Annotated in this window: 13 protein-coding genes; 8 read left to right on the plus strand and 5 right to left on the minus strand. The window is 41.7% G+C overall.

Going from position 1 to position 16,000, the window contains the following annotated elements; translation table 11 throughout:
- Positions 1-6: 6 nt before the first annotated feature.
- Complete coding sequence (gene nrtS, locus LQZ07_RS12840; protein ID WP_152785006.1) at positions 7-339, plus strand: nitrate/nitrite transporter NrtS; 333 nt, start codon at positions 7-9, stop codon at positions 337-339.
- A 218-nt stretch (positions 340-557) separates the two neighbouring features.
- Positions 558-1,928, plus strand: coding sequence for a glycoside-pentoside-hexuronide (GPH):cation symporter (locus LQZ07_RS12845; RefSeq protein WP_152785004.1), 1,371 nt, complete (start codon positions 558-560; stop codon positions 1,926-1,928).
- Positions 1,929-2,000: 72 nt separating this feature from the next.
- Here LQZ07_RS12845 and LQZ07_RS12850 read toward each other — a convergent pair whose 3' ends face one another.
- On the minus strand, positions 2,001-2,858 hold the full coding sequence (locus tag LQZ07_RS12850; protein WP_152785002.1) for a tetratricopeptide repeat protein: 858 nt from the start codon (positions 2,856-2,858) through the stop codon (positions 2,001-2,003).
- Between the two features lie 131 nt (positions 2,859-2,989).
- Between LQZ07_RS12850 and LQZ07_RS12855 the strand changes: the two genes are divergently transcribed.
- Complete coding sequence (locus LQZ07_RS12855) at positions 2,990-3,799, plus strand: response regulator (protein WP_249483686.1); 810 nt, start codon at positions 2,990-2,992, stop codon at positions 3,797-3,799.
- Between the two features lie 12 nt (positions 3,800-3,811).
- Here the strand turns inward: LQZ07_RS12855 and LQZ07_RS12860 are convergent, their stop codons facing one another.
- Positions 3,812-4,096 (minus strand): HlyU family transcriptional regulator, encoded by a 285-nt coding sequence (locus LQZ07_RS12860; protein WP_016403255.1) that lies wholly within the window; start codon positions 4,094-4,096, stop codon positions 3,812-3,814.
- A 116-nt stretch (positions 4,097-4,212) separates the two neighbouring features.
- On the opposite strand from LQZ07_RS12860, the gene LQZ07_RS12865 reads away from it, so the two are divergent.
- Entirely contained in the window at positions 4,213-5,622 is a 1,410-nt protein-coding gene (locus LQZ07_RS12865) for a DNA recombination protein RmuC (protein ID WP_249483130.1), read from the plus strand.
- 2 nt (positions 5,623-5,624) lie between these two features.
- Here the strand turns inward: LQZ07_RS12865 and malZ are convergent, their stop codons facing one another.
- On the minus strand, positions 5,625-7,460 hold the full coding sequence (gene malZ / locus LQZ07_RS12870) for a maltodextrin glucosidase (protein WP_152785000.1): 1,836 nt from the start codon (positions 7,458-7,460) through the stop codon (positions 5,625-5,627).
- Between the two features lie 184 nt (positions 7,461-7,644).
- Here malZ and LQZ07_RS12875 point away from each other — a divergent pair, with 184 nt between their 5' ends.
- Positions 7,645-9,510, plus strand: coding sequence for a sensor domain-containing diguanylate cyclase (locus tag LQZ07_RS12875; protein WP_152784998.1), 1,866 nt, complete (start codon positions 7,645-7,647; stop codon positions 9,508-9,510).
- On the opposite strand, the gene LQZ07_RS12880 is transcribed toward LQZ07_RS12875, so the two are convergent.
- Positions 9,507-10,205 (minus strand): pseudouridine synthase, encoded by a 699-nt coding sequence (locus LQZ07_RS12880; protein WP_152784996.1) that lies wholly within the window; start codon positions 10,203-10,205, stop codon positions 9,507-9,509. The genes LQZ07_RS12875 and LQZ07_RS12880 overlap by 4 nt on opposite strands.
- Positions 10,206-10,251: 46 nt before the next feature.
- Here LQZ07_RS12880 and LQZ07_RS12885 point away from each other — a divergent pair, with 46 nt between their 5' ends.
- On the plus strand, positions 10,252-10,899 hold the full coding sequence (locus tag LQZ07_RS12885; RefSeq protein WP_152784994.1) for a single-stranded DNA-binding protein: 648 nt from the start codon (positions 10,252-10,254) through the stop codon (positions 10,897-10,899).
- A 33-nt stretch (positions 10,900-10,932) separates the two neighbouring features.
- Here the strand turns inward: LQZ07_RS12885 and LQZ07_RS12890 are convergent, their stop codons facing one another.
- Positions 10,933-11,436 carry a DUF3087 family protein gene (locus LQZ07_RS12890; protein WP_152784992.1) on the minus strand — a complete coding sequence of 168 codons (504 nt, stop codon included), beginning with the start codon at positions 11,434-11,436 and terminating at the stop codon, positions 10,933-10,935.
- A gap of 209 nt (positions 11,437-11,645) precedes the next feature.
- On the opposite strand from LQZ07_RS12890, the gene LQZ07_RS12895 reads away from it, so the two are divergent.
- Both LQZ07_RS12895 and LQZ07_RS12900 read left to right on the plus strand, forming a co-directional pair.
- Complete coding sequence (locus LQZ07_RS12895) at positions 11,646-12,809, plus strand: efflux RND transporter periplasmic adaptor subunit (RefSeq protein ID WP_152784990.1); 1,164 nt, start codon at positions 11,646-11,648, stop codon at positions 12,807-12,809.
- 10 nt (positions 12,810-12,819) lie between these two features.
- Positions 12,820-15,945 carry an efflux RND transporter permease subunit gene (locus tag LQZ07_RS12900; RefSeq protein ID WP_152784988.1) on the plus strand — a complete coding sequence of 1,042 codons (3,126 nt, stop codon included), beginning with the start codon at positions 12,820-12,822 and terminating at the stop codon, positions 15,943-15,945.
- Positions 15,946-16,000: the final 55 nt, after the last annotated feature.

A 16,000-nucleotide genomic window follows, 5' to 3' on the forward strand; every position in this document is an offset into this window, starting at 1 on the left:
ATCATTATGAATAAACAAATCATAGCAAGAGCTATAGTTGTTGCTGTCATCGTTGGTTCGATCTTAAACCTAATAAACCAATGGGATATTGTTAACGGTGCGAGCCCTAAGTGGGGCGCGATATTATTCACCTACTGTGTTCCGTTTTTAGTATCTTATTTTAGTGGTGCGATGGCTAACGGCAATAAGTCAGCTAGCAATAGCAATGATGAGTTAATCGAACGGCTTAACCAAGAGGTACTAAGTCTAGAATCAACATTAGAACCACTCGCTCCATTACCTTCAAGCACTAAACAAAGCCTGCTTAGCATTAAATCGCTGTTAAAAACTAACGCTTAATTGCTTACAAATAGCCCACTAAGTTTGATTGTTGTTTAACATTTCACTAATTCCACTTGTTATAAAATTGCGTTTTAGTATTTAGTTATATATGTTGCTTATGAGCTGTATCGCATATGATGGATATCGTAAATAAGGTTAACTATAAAATAATAGCCTGGATAAACTTGCTGAACCAAAATTGTTTCCGAAAAATATAAGATGATTTCGGAGATCAAATGAGCACAATTAACCTAACGGTTAAGGAAAAAGTAGCCTACGGTTTGGGCGACATGGGATGTAATTTTGTTTGGCAAACGGTGATGCTGTTCTTAGCTTACTATTACACCGACGTATATGGCCTATCCCCGGTACACATGGGTACCATGTTTTTGTTAGTTCGTTTTATCGATGCGATAACCGACCCAATAATGGGCTCGTTAGTAGACAGAACACGTACTAAACATGGCCAATTTAGACCCTATATTTTGTGGATGGCCATTCCGTTTGGCATCGCCTGTATGGTGACATTTTATACTCCCGATTTAGGTTCTACTGGCAAGGTTATCTATGCCTATGCTTCATACATTCTGCTAACACTAATGTATACCGCCATTAATGTACCTTATTGTGCAATGGCAAATGCCATGACCAATGATCCTAAACAACGTGTGTCTTTGCAATCTTATCGTTTTGCTTTAAGCACCGCAGGCGGTTTAGTGGTCGCTCTGGTAGCTCTTCCTTTGGTTCAATACATCGGACAAGGTGATGAGCAAAAAGGCTATCTTGGTGCAATGGTTGTGATGGGTATCGGCGCAATGTTGTTGTTCTTTTATTGTTTCGCAAATACCAAAGAGCACCATACTGCCGAGCTGAATCCAAGCAAAAAAGGTTCTACCTTTAGTGATGTGAAGTTACTTTGGAAAAACACCCAGTGGCGGGTTTTGTTTATCCTAAATATTGTTTTGCTCACTGGCGTTGTTTTAAAAGCAGCTTCGACCATGTACTATGTAAACACAGTGATGGGGCGCGCCGATCTAGCCACTATGATTATGGTGGCAGGAATGCTGGCTAATATTGTTGGTGCAATGGCGTCTTCGCCAGTGCTTGGCCGTTTTGACAAGATTAAAACCTATAAAGTGCTGATTGGCATTTCTGGAATACTCTCAGCTGCAATGTTCTTTATTGATCCTAGCAATGTGATGTTAGTGTTTGTTGTAATGATAGTGCTAAGTGTTGTGCAAATGAGCACTACACCGCTGTTGTGGAGCATGATGAGCGATGTGGTTGATTATGAAAAATCACGCAGCGGTCGTTCGTTAAGCGGTATGGTGTTTTCTACCAATCTGTTTGCAATTAAAGCTGGCATCGCTATTGGTGGCGCCATGGTGGGGTGGATTTTAGCTGGTGCAGGCTATGTTGGTGGTGCTGAGCTCCAATCAACTCAGGCAACTACGTGGATTAACCTACTGTACACCTTTATCCCTGGCGTGTTTTTCTTCTCCTTGGTATTTGTAATGCATTTCTATCGCTTAGATGCGAATACCTTAGAGCTGGCAAAACAACAAAGCCCAGAGCAAGCTAACAAGTTAGCTGCCGATGCAGTGTAAGCCAAATAGCACTTAATAAAAAAGCCAACATCAGCGATGTTGGCTTTTTTGCAATAGGCTTTAGCTTTACTGCTAGTACAAAATGCTGAAGTACTTTCTGCGGTACTGAGATGATAAAGGGTCGCCATTTAGTGTGGCTAACATATCCAAGAAGTTCTTTTTAATTTGTCCGTCTAGGCATTCTAAGTCTTTTTGAAGTATCGCTAGCAGCAGTTCAAGAGCTTCTTGATTACGACCTGCTTGAGAATATTGAATGGCTAAGCTTAAGCGCAATTCAGCGCTATCGTCAGCTGTGTTCAGTTTGCTTTCAAGCGCTTTAATTTCTGGGCTTTCGGCTGCTGCTTTTAACAGCTCAAGCTGGCTTTTTAACTCATGAAAATCGGCTTGTTGGTCTTCAAGTGGCAAGCTGTTTAACAGTGTTTCGGCCTCGTCAGCGATTTGGTTATTAAGCAAGGCTCTAATCAATACCAAGATAATGTCGTTACGTTGAGGGGCTAGATTATGAGCTTCACGTATCACGTTTAATGCTTCTACCGATTGGTCTTCTGCTAGTAGCTCTTTAGCTTTTGCTAACAGCTGCTCCTCAGGTGCAGGTAAATGACGAACAATGGTTTCTGTAACTTGCTCTGGAGAAGGAATGTCGGCAAAACCATCAACTGGGCGACCTTCTTTTAGGATTACTACAGCTGGGGCTTGTGCAACACCAAGTTGCTGAGCCAGCGGTGCTAACTCATCCATATTAACCCGAGCTAAGGTAAAGCTTGCGCCGGTTTGTTGATGGATTTGTTGCAGTAAAGAAAACAGTGGCTCGCACTGAGGGCTAGAAGGCGACCAAAAATGCACCACTACTGGCAGGTTCATTGAACCTTCAATTAACACTTGTTGGGCGTTCTCAAAACTAATATCGATAACAGACGTTGTGGGCTGCATAGCGTTTTCCGTTGGTTGTTTAGCCTTAATTTGGTGACTAAAAGCATGTTTTTCAAGTAAGAATGCTAGATTAGCAAATTAGCGATAAAAATGGATAGCTTAAAGCGGTACTATGGACATTCCTATTGTTAGTGAAACAGGATGTTATGGATACACTGTCGTTAGCTGATCTTACGATCTTATTAGTAGAACCTTCAAATATGCAACGCAACATCATTCGAACGCGATTGCATGAAGCTGGTATTGATAATTTTTTAATGGCAGAGAACTGTCAACAGGCCCTGGACCTCGCAATTAAAACTGCACCAGATTTGGTGGTTAGCTCTATGTATTTCAGCGACGGTACTGCTACCGATTTAGTGCAACAGTTACGAGCTAATGATTTAAGCCGTGATGTTGCCTTTATGCTGATTTCTAGTGAAGCCTGTCACCACACCTTAGATGCAATTAAGCAAGCGGGTGTTATTGCTATTTTGCCTAAGCCTTTCGAATTCACACACTTATTGTCTGCGCTGCAAGCAACCATTAGTTATATAGAGCCAGATAGTGAAGTTATCGATAACTTAGATTTTTCTGATAAAACGGTACTGGTTGTAGATGACAGCCAAACGGCTCGCCGTCATATTTCAAAAGTATTAGAAAACATTGGGTTAACTAAACTGATTTTGGCAGAAAATGGTCAGGAAGCTTTATCGTTGATGGTGAACAACCAAGTCGATTTGGTGATTACCGATTACAACATGCCGATAATGGATGGGGCGGCATTAATTGAAGCATTGCGCCAACATCCAACCTTTTGTGAGATCCCGGCTCTAATGGTGACATCTGAAAATAACTGCGCCAAGCTTGATGGTGTAAGGCAAAGCGGCGTATCTGCTTTAGTCGACAAGCCGTTTGATATAGACGCGGTTAAACAGGTGCTAACCCGGTTGTTTGATTAGCACCGCTGTTGCTTAATCGAAAATTTGATCACCCATTTGATCAATAAACGTTTTACATTTGTGCATGGCTAGTTCGGCGGCGTCGTCAGAGCTAGCGCATGTATCAGAGCGGATAAACATGTGCTCTTTCAATTCACCATTTACAGTTTTACTGATTTGAGCCGCCACACGGTATTGCCCATTTGCAGATTGTGGCTGAGGGGCAATGGTGAACTCGTTGTAAACTTCCGCTGGATAGCTTTTGGGGGTAACTGGCGCAGCTTGGAACATTTTCTTTAAAGCTGAAAAGATACTCATCTTAATGATTTTCCTAAATTTAACCTAAAACATGTACTACAGCTTTAAGATTGGCGAGCTGCATACTGTATGATGCATGATAACGAGCAATTCAACATAATCGCAATGGATTTACTGTGAACTTAGAGACTATTTTTTCTCAATTTAACCAAATGAGTGCTGCTATTACTTTTTCCTTACTTTTTTTGCTAATTGTAAGCCTGTTGGTAAATAGCATAAAAGGTAGAGCTTTTTCCAAAAAAAGCGATGAGTTTACGCTGTTAAAAAAACAGTTAGAAACTGAATTGCTAGAGCAAAACCAAGCTAATCAACAATTACAGCAGCAAGACCACGACAAAGACATCTCACTAGCCGAATTACATACCGAACTGCAACACCTGCGAGAGCTTAAGGAAGAATTAGTTACCTGCCAGCAATTGTTACAACGTGAACAGCAGCGCTGTGCTTTATTGCAACAAAAAGACATTGCGCTACAAGAACGAATCAGCTATTTGGAAAAAAGCGAAGAGCGAGTCAACAACCAGTTTGAGTTGTTAGCTAATCGAATATTTTCAGAGAAAGGCCTAGAACTACAACAACAAAGTAAACAGAGTATTGAGTCGGTATTACAGCCTTTAAAGCAGCAACTGGATGGTTTTAAGCAGCAGGTTCAACAAAGCTACGAAAACGAAGCCAAGCAGCGCCATTCCTTAAAAGACCAAATTGTTACTTTGCAATCGCTTAATCAGCAGATTAGTGAAGACGCAGTGCGCTTAACTAAAGCGTTAAAAGGCGATAATAAACAACAAGGTGACTGGGGAGAGCTGATATTAGAGCAAATTTTGCAATCTTCAGGCCTTAGAGCTGGGCACGAGTATCAAACTCAGGTAGTAGGGGTTAACCAACATGGTCAAACCATTAAACCCGATGTTGTAGTGAAACTGCCGGACAATAAGTCAGTTATTGTTGACTCAAAAGTAAACCTTGTCGCCTATGAGCGTTATTACAACAGCGAAGATAGTGAAGCTCAGCTAGCTGCGTTAAAAGAACATGCTAAAAGCTTACGCCAACAAATTATTGGGTTATCCAAAAAAGATTACCATACCTTGTATCAACTACCATCCTTAGATTATGTATTGTTATTTATCCCAATAGAAGGCGCTTACCTTAGCGCCTTAGAGCAAGATCCTTCGCTAATTAACTTTGCGCTAGAGTCCAATATATTACTGGTAAGTCCAAGCAGTTTGATGGTGGCGCTAAGAACAATTCAGAATTTATGGAAAACTGAGCACCAACAACAAAATGCCCAAGTGATCGCCCAACGGGCAGGGAAGTTATTCGATAAGTTTGTTGCCTTCACGGAAGATTTAAAAAGTCATGGTCAACAACTGCAGCGATCTAATGATAGCTATCAAAACGCCATGAATAAACTCAGCACTGGTAAAGGAAACTTAGTCAGGCAAGCCCAGCAACTAAAAGACTTGCAGATAAACGCTAGCAAGTCTTTAGATGCGAAATTACTGACAGATAGCCAGTATGAGGAATAAGCCTATTGGCTAATTAATACCATGGAAGATTGAGCAGCTAGTGCTAGTGCCAATTTTCCATTTGAATCGGCAACTAACTCTTCGCTGCTATCAAATACTTTGTAAGGAACCTTGTCTTGTAGGTGGGCTAGGTTTAAGTCTAGCTCTTGAGACTCTCCTCGGTTAATTACCACAATACTATGTTGCTCTGGAAGCCAACGCATAAACACCCATACGTCGTCATTCTCAAGCAGGCTTATAAGGTCACCTTGTTGTAATTCACTACGCTGTTTGCGCAGCGAAATTAGTTGCTGGTAATGCTTGAGCAAAGCGTGTTTCCATTGCTTCTCATCCCAAGGGAAGCAACGGCGACAGTCTGGATCATTAGCGCCAGTTAAGCCTACTTCATCACCGTAGTAAATTGATGGCACACCGATATATGTAAGCAGCATGGTAGCAGCAATTTTTGTAAGCTCTTCACTTTCGTTCACTAAGTGAGAAAAACGCGGCGTGTCATGGCTATCTAATAGGTTGTATTGCGCTAACTGATTTGCGAAGGGGATAGAGCCGCGCGCTTCGGCCAGCCAGGTGGCTAAATCAGCTGCGTTAAGTTTAAGAGGCACGTAGCGTGGAACGTCAACTCCCGCCAAGAACGCAACAATGGGTTGGTTAAAACCGTAGTAGTTCATGGCTGCGTCTTCTTGGTCACCTTGCAGCCATTGAGTCGCCTCTGCAAAGTGTTCTCCTATCATGTAGGCTTCGCTGTTTGTTTGCTTGATAGACTCTCTAAACTTAGCCACATAATGGGCATTGTTTTGTGCGCTACTATGTTCACCAAGCATGTGAATGACATCGAAGCGCCAAGCGTCGATAGAGAAGGGCGGCTTTAACCAATGTTTTAGTACTGATCGCTCGCCTTCATAGATAGCTTGTTGCACCTCTACATTGGCAAAGTTTAACTTGGGTAAGGTTTCAACGCCTTTCCATGACCAATAGTTGCCGCTTTCATCAAAGTGATACCAATCTTTAAACAGTGAATCTTGGTTATGGTAGGCGCCGCCTTGATGCTGCTGATAGTAATCCATCCAGTGATGTTGATTGGACGTATGGTTAACTACCGCATCTAGCATTAGCTTCATCCCGCGGCTTTTCATATTTTCTGATAGGCTTATTAAAGCCTCGTCTCCACCGAAGTGGGGTTCGACCTTAAAGTAGTTGGTACAATCGTACTTATGGTTACTTGGAGAACAAAAAATGGGGTTAAGGTAGAGCGCGGTTATACCCAGCTCTTGCAGGTAATCTAGCTTTTGTTCAATACCTATTAAATCACCGCCATAAAACTCTGTAGCGCCGGTACCAGAATGAGATTTAGCGACCGGCTCTCCCCATTGTTTTTGAACAATTTTTCTACCATCTTCTTGGTAACTATAATTGTCTTTGTTTGGCGTTAAGCTTGGGTCGCCATTAGCAAAGCGTTCCGGGAATATCTGATAGAAAACTTGCTGCTTCGCCCACTCCGGCGGTTTAGCTTGGCTGTTAATTCTAAAGTGAAAATGTTTTTGTGGTAGACGAGAAGATTCACCCGCTGCATGTAAATAGCATTGGTTGTCTTTGCTTAAAAACTTAAAGCAATAAAGTGTTAGCGGAGAGTGCGGGCTAACAGGAATGCTGATTTGCCACTTAAGCCAATTACCTTCAATGCTCGGCTTAGTCATTTCCATTAACCATTCTTCGTGGTCTGGTTCTACTCGCACAAACACTTTGTGGTAGTTGTGATTAATGGCGGTGTAGAGAGTAATTAAATAGCTGTCTTGCTGCTGTATAACCTGACTTTGTGGATGAAAGCGAAAATCAGTCATGTATTTACCTTTTTGTTTTTTGCTAAGTATCCTAGCAGCAGGGCAAGCATTCAAGTATGAATATTGAATTTCACATTATTTGATTTAGCCTTTGCTTTTTTAACTTTATCTCCAGTTTTAAAGAGCAAAAACGCTTCAGTTGTTTAATAATAGTTTGTATCTAAATAGATTTTAAAGTGCGCAATTGAATTCACGTTTTCTTAAAAACAACATTTCTTGGCAAAAAAAGGCAGGCTTTTGGGCGCTGTTGGTCACCTTATTGTTCGCTGCGGTGCTTTCTCATCGCTACCAAACCATAAAGCATCAAATAGTTGAAGAAGTTGAATTGTCTTTTGGTGGTTTTAAGACAGCTAACAAACACTTAATAAGCCTGTTGTCTCAACGACTGTCACTGTTAACCCGAACTCTAGGCCTACTTAACTACGTTAATGATGAATCTGAGTTAACACTGGTCACGCTCGCTACCGAGTGGCAGCGAATTGCTCGCGATGTGAATTTAGAGGGTAACTTTTACTACGTTCACCGTGATGGGCGCGTAGACCTTGCTCTAAACCAAAGTAAAGAGGGTCACATTTTAGAGTGGAGCTCTGGTATTAACCCAATCATTAAAAACTATTTTAAAGGCCTCTCGTGGAGAGATGAAGGAGTTATATCTACCAAGGTTATCTACGACAAATCTAACCAACAAACTTACTATGTTTTGTATATACCGGTATTTGATAAGTGGTCAAAACTGGTGGGTTGGATGGTTAATGAGTACGATCAGCAGGCGATTAATCAAACTGTACACTTCGTTGGTCGCCCGATGTTAGTCGAGCGCGCAGTTATTGTAACTAGTGACGATATCGTTATAGAAGGTGACTTTAGCCAAGATACCTCCAAGAAGTTATTGAACTTGGTTGGCAAACTAGATTACTCGTCACTTAGTGACTATTTCGATGACAAACCTTATCGAGATGCAGCTTCGCCCTATGACGTTGGCAGCGGCTTAATGTTTACCTCAGTACTTGATGAATACGAAGATTCGAACCCTAATACTGCGTTTTTATATATATCTTATAAAGACTTAGCCACAGATAGCCGACACTGGTTGATATTTATCGCAGTTGTCTATCTGGTATCAATTGTTGGATGCTTCTTTGCCGCCTATTTAACCGAGATGATTCGCCGTGAAAAAGCGGTGGTTGAAGAACTTAACGCGCTGCGAGAAGCTGCTTTTGAAGGAGAGTTTTCACAAGTTATTATTAACCCAACGGGGAAGGTAATGCAGGTGAACCAATACTTAGCAAAAAAAGTAGGTGTAGATGCGGAACAAATGATTGGCACTAAGCTTACGGATTTTGGCCAATCTGATCCTGGATTTGATGAAGTACTTAAAATTGCAGCTGAAGAAGGCAGTTGGTTAGGAGAGGTTTCTATACTTGGTAATAATGGCCTCAATACTATTCAACAAATGACCGTAACGGCGGTTTATTGGCAAGGTAAACTGCATAACTTTGTTTGCTCTAGTATTGATATTAGCGCGCAAAAAACGCTTGAAGACAAACTTATGCAGCTGGCCAATACTGATCCTTTAACCGGTGCGGCAAATCGTCGACATTTTGAAGACAGCGTATTCCTAGAGCAGAGCCGTAGCGATCGCAATGGTTCTCGTTTTTCAATATTAATGATTGATGTTGACCACTTCAAACAGCTCAATGATCAATATGGCCACGATACCGGTGATTTGTGTTTGATTCGTTTAGTAGAAACTATTACTAAGTTAAAACGAGAAACTGACTTACTCGCCCGTTGGGGTGGAGAAGAGTTTATGATGTTACTGCCTGAAACCGACCTTACACAGGCAATAAATTTGGCTGAGCGACTGCGACTTGCCTTCGAGAAAGATAAAGCTGTGCCTAGTTTTACTTGTAGTTTTGGTATTACTCAAAGCGAAAAAGACAGTAGCTTTGCTAAACTATACAAGCAGGCAGATAAGGCTCTGTACACGGCTAAAAATAACGGACGAAATCAGGTAGTTGAGTATGCATCTATGATGGAAACTGATTAGTTGAAGCTCGCTATTTCTGGTTGCGTTAGCTCTCGATACTCACCAGCTTGCAATTCATTATCTAGCACTACGCCGCCAATTTTCTCCCGGTGTAAGGCGATAACTTTATTGCCTATCGCGGCACACATTCGCTTAACCTGATGGTAACGCCCTTCACTAATACTAAGAATGAACTGCTTTTCATTGATACGTTTAGTTACGGCGGGGAGAGTAGGTTTATCTTCACCTCGAAGCAAAAGGCCTTTTTTTAGTAGCTGAAGGTCATTGTCGCTAACCGCATCGGCAAGGCTAACTCTGTAATCCTTAAACTTTTTGCTATTGGGGCTTGTGACTTTATGTGACCATTGGCCATCACTGGTCAAAAGCAATAAACCTGATGTGTCTACATCCAAGCGTCCGGCAGCATGTATTTTAAGTGGTGAGTCTATTAAGGACATGGCGCTGGGGTGGTTAGCTTCAGCTTCAGTGCTTAAATAGCCTATTGGTTTATTTAACATGAAATACTGATGTTCGATTAGCTTCAATTCTTTACTATCTAAACCAACGTTGTCACTTTCACCAATAGCAAATTGTGCATTTGTTTGAATTTGACTATTCACTGTCACACGTTTGTTTTTGATATACTTTTTAGCATCGCTTCGTGATATGTGCCCGGCTTTAGATAGGAATTTGTCTAATCGGCAAGGGTATTTCATAATGGGGTTCTGTTGCTGCTTTGCTGTGGCACAAGTTTACTAAACAATGCCGTTAAAGGCTTTAAGTGGAGAAAAGTTTTTGCAAGTAATCTGTCGCTCATCGGTAGAGATTCTAGGCAACATTGTGTCTAAGGACATTACCCTACGCTACTTTAGTGATGGCACTGCCATTACCCAGTTTGAAGTGTTGTTCAAGCGAAAGCCAAAAGGAAGTGGCAAGGAGCAAGTAGAAGTATTTCAGCTTAATGCTCGAGGAGAGCAGGCGGAAAGAATTAAACAGTATGCAAAAGCGGGCGATGGTGTGGTGATCAGTGGCCACTTAAAAAACCAAAAAGACAGCAAAGGTGCTATCTCTAGTGCCATTGAGGTTGAACAAGTAAGCTTTGTTGGCGCACCTTCTCAACTCTATTGGAATAAAGTTACTTTGGTTGGTGAAATTGTTGGAAAGTCTTCTTTGCGAAAGAGTATCAACAATCAAAGCTACTTAAAGTTGCAAGTTTCTACTGATCAATCAGATCAACAACATGTAGTTAATTGCAATCTATGGGCTTATCCCGCAGAACTAATTGATAAACAGGCAAATATAGGTGACAAGTTAGTCCTTGAGGGGGCGCTTAAAAAGGCTTTTGCCGAAGATAAAGCCATTTCTCCGATCCTAGTAGACGGTCATACTTGTCTTCATTTAAAAGCCTGATTTTTAGCTTTCAAATTGTTTAGTAAAGCGAACTTAGTACTTTTCTAATGCGCTGGTGGAGTAGTTGTTGGCATCGATGTTTAGATTAAACTGTGCTGCTTGCTGCTCAAGTTTGTTCTCAGAAATGGTTAACTCGTTGAGCATAAGGGTATTGTCGTCTAACTCCCAAATTTGACGACTCCCCAAATACGAAAACTTAACGATCTCAAAAGCCGTTCCATCCCCTTTGTTCATGGCTTTGACTAAAGCTGCCATTTTGCGATTAATTTTGTTGAGTTCTTGCTTTAAGCGCCAAACATACATGACCTCATAAAACCATTCTCTGTCTTTCAGCGTTAATACCACAGGGACAATGCTAACAACTGCTGCTACCACGCCCAATAGGTTGAGATAGAAATTATCAGGGCCCTTAGAAAACAGCGCGATAAATAGGCTTGACCAAAACAGGGTAAACAAAATCAACAAACCAGAAATACCGATATAGGTATAGCGAGAACGTTGTTGATAAACGGTTTTGTTAATCTTTTGAAACTGCATGTTTAGGCCAAAGAGTTTAGTTTGGCTTAGATGGTATCAAAATCAGGCTTTTCCAGGAAATGGAAAGCAACTCTGAGCATAAAGTAAGCTGTTGTTTAATATTTAGAAAAATGTTGGTTAAAAGTAAGTACTTTAGTTTTCATGCTTCAACATAACGACTATGATTAGTTATGGTTTACTCGGTACACAAAAATATACAAGGAATGTTTATGAACCGCACACCTGTTGTAGCTCGTGTGGCAAAGGCTTTAGGCCTAACACTTGCCTCACTTTCGTTTTTAAGTGCGTGTGACACAGCACCACCACCTCCTCCAGCTGTTAAAGCCAATGTGAAAGTTCTTGAAGTTGCTATGAAAGAAGTAACACTAAGTAATGATTTTGTTGGCAGAACTGAAGCAACCCAAGATATCACTATCAAATCTAAAGTGCGTGGTAACTTGTTAAAAACCAACTTCGAAGAAGGTAGCATTGTAGAAGAGGGCGCTTTATTGTTTGAAATAGACCCTGCGCAATACGATGCTGCAGTTAAGGCATCTAAAGCCTTAGTTGCGCAAGCAAAAGCCGCTTATGATACTGCTGTTTTAAACTTTAAGCGTGGTGAAGGCCTTATTAAGGATAACTTCATTAGCCAATCGGATTATGACAACTTACTATCTCGCAAATTGCAAACAGCAGCATCCTTGCAAAGCGCGAATGCCGAATTAGATAATGCAAAACTCGAGCTTGGCTACACAAAAATTTACGCGCCGTTTACTGGCCGTATTAGCCGAGCGGCTGTTTTTACTGGTGATTTGATTTCACCTGATCAAACCGAGCTAGCTGATCTTGTTCAAATGGAGCCTGTTTGGGTTAACTTCCAACTACCGGAAAAAGTGCTTATTGAGGCTCAACGCGCTCATAAGTCTGTTACGACTCCCTTTAAACTTAGCGATTTCCCTGTAAAAATTAAGTTCCCTGATGGCTCCATGTTTGATGAAGTCGGCAAAATGGATTTTGTTGATAACCGAGTTGATGCCACCACAGGTACCTTAGCAATTCGTGCCGAATTCCCTAACAAAGAACACATCATCGTTCCTGGCCTATATGTAACCGTAATTATTGAATCGCCAGAAATGCAAGAGGTGATGTTAATCCCTCAACGTGCGGTACAAGAAGACCAACAAGGTCGTTATGTGCTAACCGTTGATAAAAAGAACATGGTCGGTCGTCGAAATGTTGAACTTGGCCAGCGCTATGGTATCGACTGGGAAGTAGAGAAAGGCTTAGAAAAAGGCGATTTGGTTATCACTGAAGGTTTACAAAAAGCCCGAGTTGGCGCTGAAGTAGACCACGAAATGGATACTGTTCAACCATTCTCTGATACCCAATCTTAAGGAGTCGGTGATGATTAGTAAGTTTTTTATTCATCGACCCAAGTTTGCCTTTGTTATTTCTATTGTTTTAACCTTGGCTGGCTTTTTGTCGATACCGGTATTGCCGGTAGCAGAGTTCCCCAATATTTCTCCGCCCATGGTCTCGGTAACCACTAGTTACCCAGGGGCCAGTGCAGAGGTAGTTGCAGATACCGTAGCTAAGGTTATTGAAGCCGAAGTAAACGGTGTAGAAAACATGATCTATATGGAATCAAAAGGTGCGAATGATGGTAGTTATAGCCTAAACGTAACTTTTGAAGTGGGCAGTAATGTTGATATGGCACAGGTAAACGTACAAAACCGTGTTCAACAAGCAATGCCTCGTCTCCCTTCCGAAGTTCAACGAAATGGTGTGAAAGTAGAGAAACAAGATCCAAGTATTCTAATGATGCTTAACCTTGTTTCTCCTAATGAATCTCTAGATAACCTGTTCTTAAATAACTACATGGGGATCAACATTAAAGATAACCTTGCTAGGGTAAATGGGGTATCTAAAGTAAGCATTATCGGTGGTATGGACTATTCGATGCGTATTTGGTTAAACCCAGACCGCATGGCCAGTTTAGGTGTTACCGTTGATGATGCTATTGCATCGATTCAAGAACAGAATATTCAAGTTGCAGCAGGTCGAATTGGTGCAGCCCCAGTTCCACGCGACCAACAATTCCAGTACACCTTGTCTACAAAAGGCCGTTTAAGTCACCCTGAAGAGTTTGAAGAAATCATTGTTCGTTCAAACCCTGATGGTAGTGCGGTATATCTAAAGGACATTTCACGAATAGAGCTTGGTGCTGCGAGTTATGACGCAGAAGCGATGTTAGATAACAAAGCGTCAGCGCTATTGTTTATCTATCAAGCGAGTGGCGCAAATGCGTTAGAAGTAGCAAAAGGTGTTCGTGAGGAGTTGTCTCGTTTAGAAGAACAATTCCCAGAAGATATGGACTACAAAGTGTTGTACGACACTACTGAGTTCGTTGAAACTTCTATTGACGAAATGCTTGAAACACTGCTTATTGCGATCGCATTGGTTATTTTTGTTGTTTACATCTTCTTGCAAGATGTTAGGCAAACCTTGATTCCTGCTATTGCAATTCCGGTATCTTTAGTCGGTACTTTTGCTTTCTTGCTTGCTACTGGCATGAGCATTAACACTGTATCTTTATTCGCATTGATTCTTGCGATTGGTATTGTGGTCGATGACGCCATTGTTGTGGTAGAAAACACCACGCGATTAATGCAAGACGAAGGGTTAAATGCTGTTGAAGCGACCACTAAATCTATGCAAGAGGTTACTGGGCCAGTTGTTGCTACGACCTTGGTGCTGCTAGCTGTATTTGCACCAACCGCCGTAATGCCTGGTATTACTGGTCAAATGTATGCCCAGTTCTCTATCACAATTTGTATTTCGGTGCTCATCTCGTCAATCAACGCACTAACCTTAAGTCCTGCTTTATGTGCTTCTTTATTAAAGAAACCTAAAGTTCACGAAAAAGGTTTTCATGCCTTTTTTAACAAACACTTTGATAAAGCCACTGGCAAATACACTGGTTTTGTTACCGGCATGGTAAGAAAGCTATCTATTGTTGGCATCGTTTATGTGTTGCTAATTGGTGCTACCGGTTACTTGGCTACCTCACTTCCTTCCGGCTTTGTGCCAACCGAAGATAAGAAAGCCTTCTTTATCGATGTGCAGCTGCCAAATGGCGCATCCATTAACCGTACTAAAGAAGTTGTTTCAAGAATGGTTGATGAGCTAAATGAACTTGAGGGGGTAACTAACGTTATTTCAGCTAGTGGTTATTCGATTATCTCTGGCGCCGTTTCTTCAAATGCAGGCTTAATGGTAGTGATTCTATCTCACTGGGATGAACGTAAAGACCCTGCTTTAGTCGAATCTAATATCGTTCAGCGAGCCAATGGCGTGTTAGCCAGCTACAACGAAGCCCAAGCTGTTGGCTTCTCGCTACCTGCGCTTCCCGGGGTTGGTACGGTTGCGGGTGTGGAGTTCTTTATTCAAGACACGCTAGGTCGCACCCCTGCTAGTTTAGCAAGCGTAATGCGCGCAACAGCTGTAGAAGCGGGTAGTGCACCCGAATTGGCGGCAGCATTTAGTACTTATCGTGCAGATGTACCGCAATTGTTCGTAGACGTCGACCGACAGAAAGCTAAGGTTCAAGGAGTGCAGTTAAGCAGCATTTTCATGACCTTACAGACTATGTTAGGTTCAATGTATGTGAATGACTTCAACCGCTTTGGTAAAGTTTTCCGGGTAAACATGCAAGCCGAAACTGAATTTCGAAATTCAGAGCAAGACATTGCTCGTTTCTATATTCGAAATAAGTTTGATGAAATGGTTCCTCTCAACACTTTAGTTCAAGTAGAGCCAAAGTTAGGGCCTGAGTATATCAACCAGTTCAACTTGTATGGCGCCGTTAAGATGAATGCTTTCCCTGCACCAGGGTTTAGTTCAGGCCAAGCGATTGATGCAGTGAAGCGGATTGCCGAAACCACCTTCCCAGCAGGTTATACCTATGAATGGTCGGGTCAAACCTACCAAGAACTTAAAGCGGGTAACTTAGCGCCATTTATTTTTAGTTTGGCCTTAATATTTACCTACTTATTCTTAGTTGCTCAGTATGAAAGCTGGACGGTTCCTATCTCCGTAATGCTGGCGGTTCCAATCGCTATCTTAGGTGCATTTGTATACATTTGGATCATGGGTTCAGATGTAAACTTGTATACCCAAATTGGCTTAGTATTGTTGATAGGCTTAGCGTGTAAGAACGCGATCCTTATCGTGGAGTTTGCTAAGCAATTACGCGAAGGCGGAATGAGCATTCGAGACGCTGCTGTTAAAGCTGCACGCTTACGCTTCCGAGCAGTATTGATGACTGCGTTCTCTTTCATTCTTGGCGTTATTCCTCTAGTGATTGCGACTGGTGCTGGTGCAGCTAGCCGTATTTCTCTAGGTTACGCCGTAATGGGTGGGATGATAGCTGCAACTATTGTTGGTACCTGTTTAGTGCCTGTTTTCTATGTAATGCTGCAAGGCTTACGAGAAAAAGTAAAAGGCGTTAAGGATGCTGAAGACCAATAGTTAACAAAGGTTTAAATGCAAAAAAAGCCCGAAATATCGGGCTTTTTTATTGATT

It is taken from the genome of Agarivorans sp. B2Z047 (assembly GCF_023373605.1).
Taxonomy (GTDB): Bacteria; Pseudomonadota; Gammaproteobacteria; order Enterobacterales; family Celerinatantimonadaceae; genus Agarivorans; species Agarivorans albus.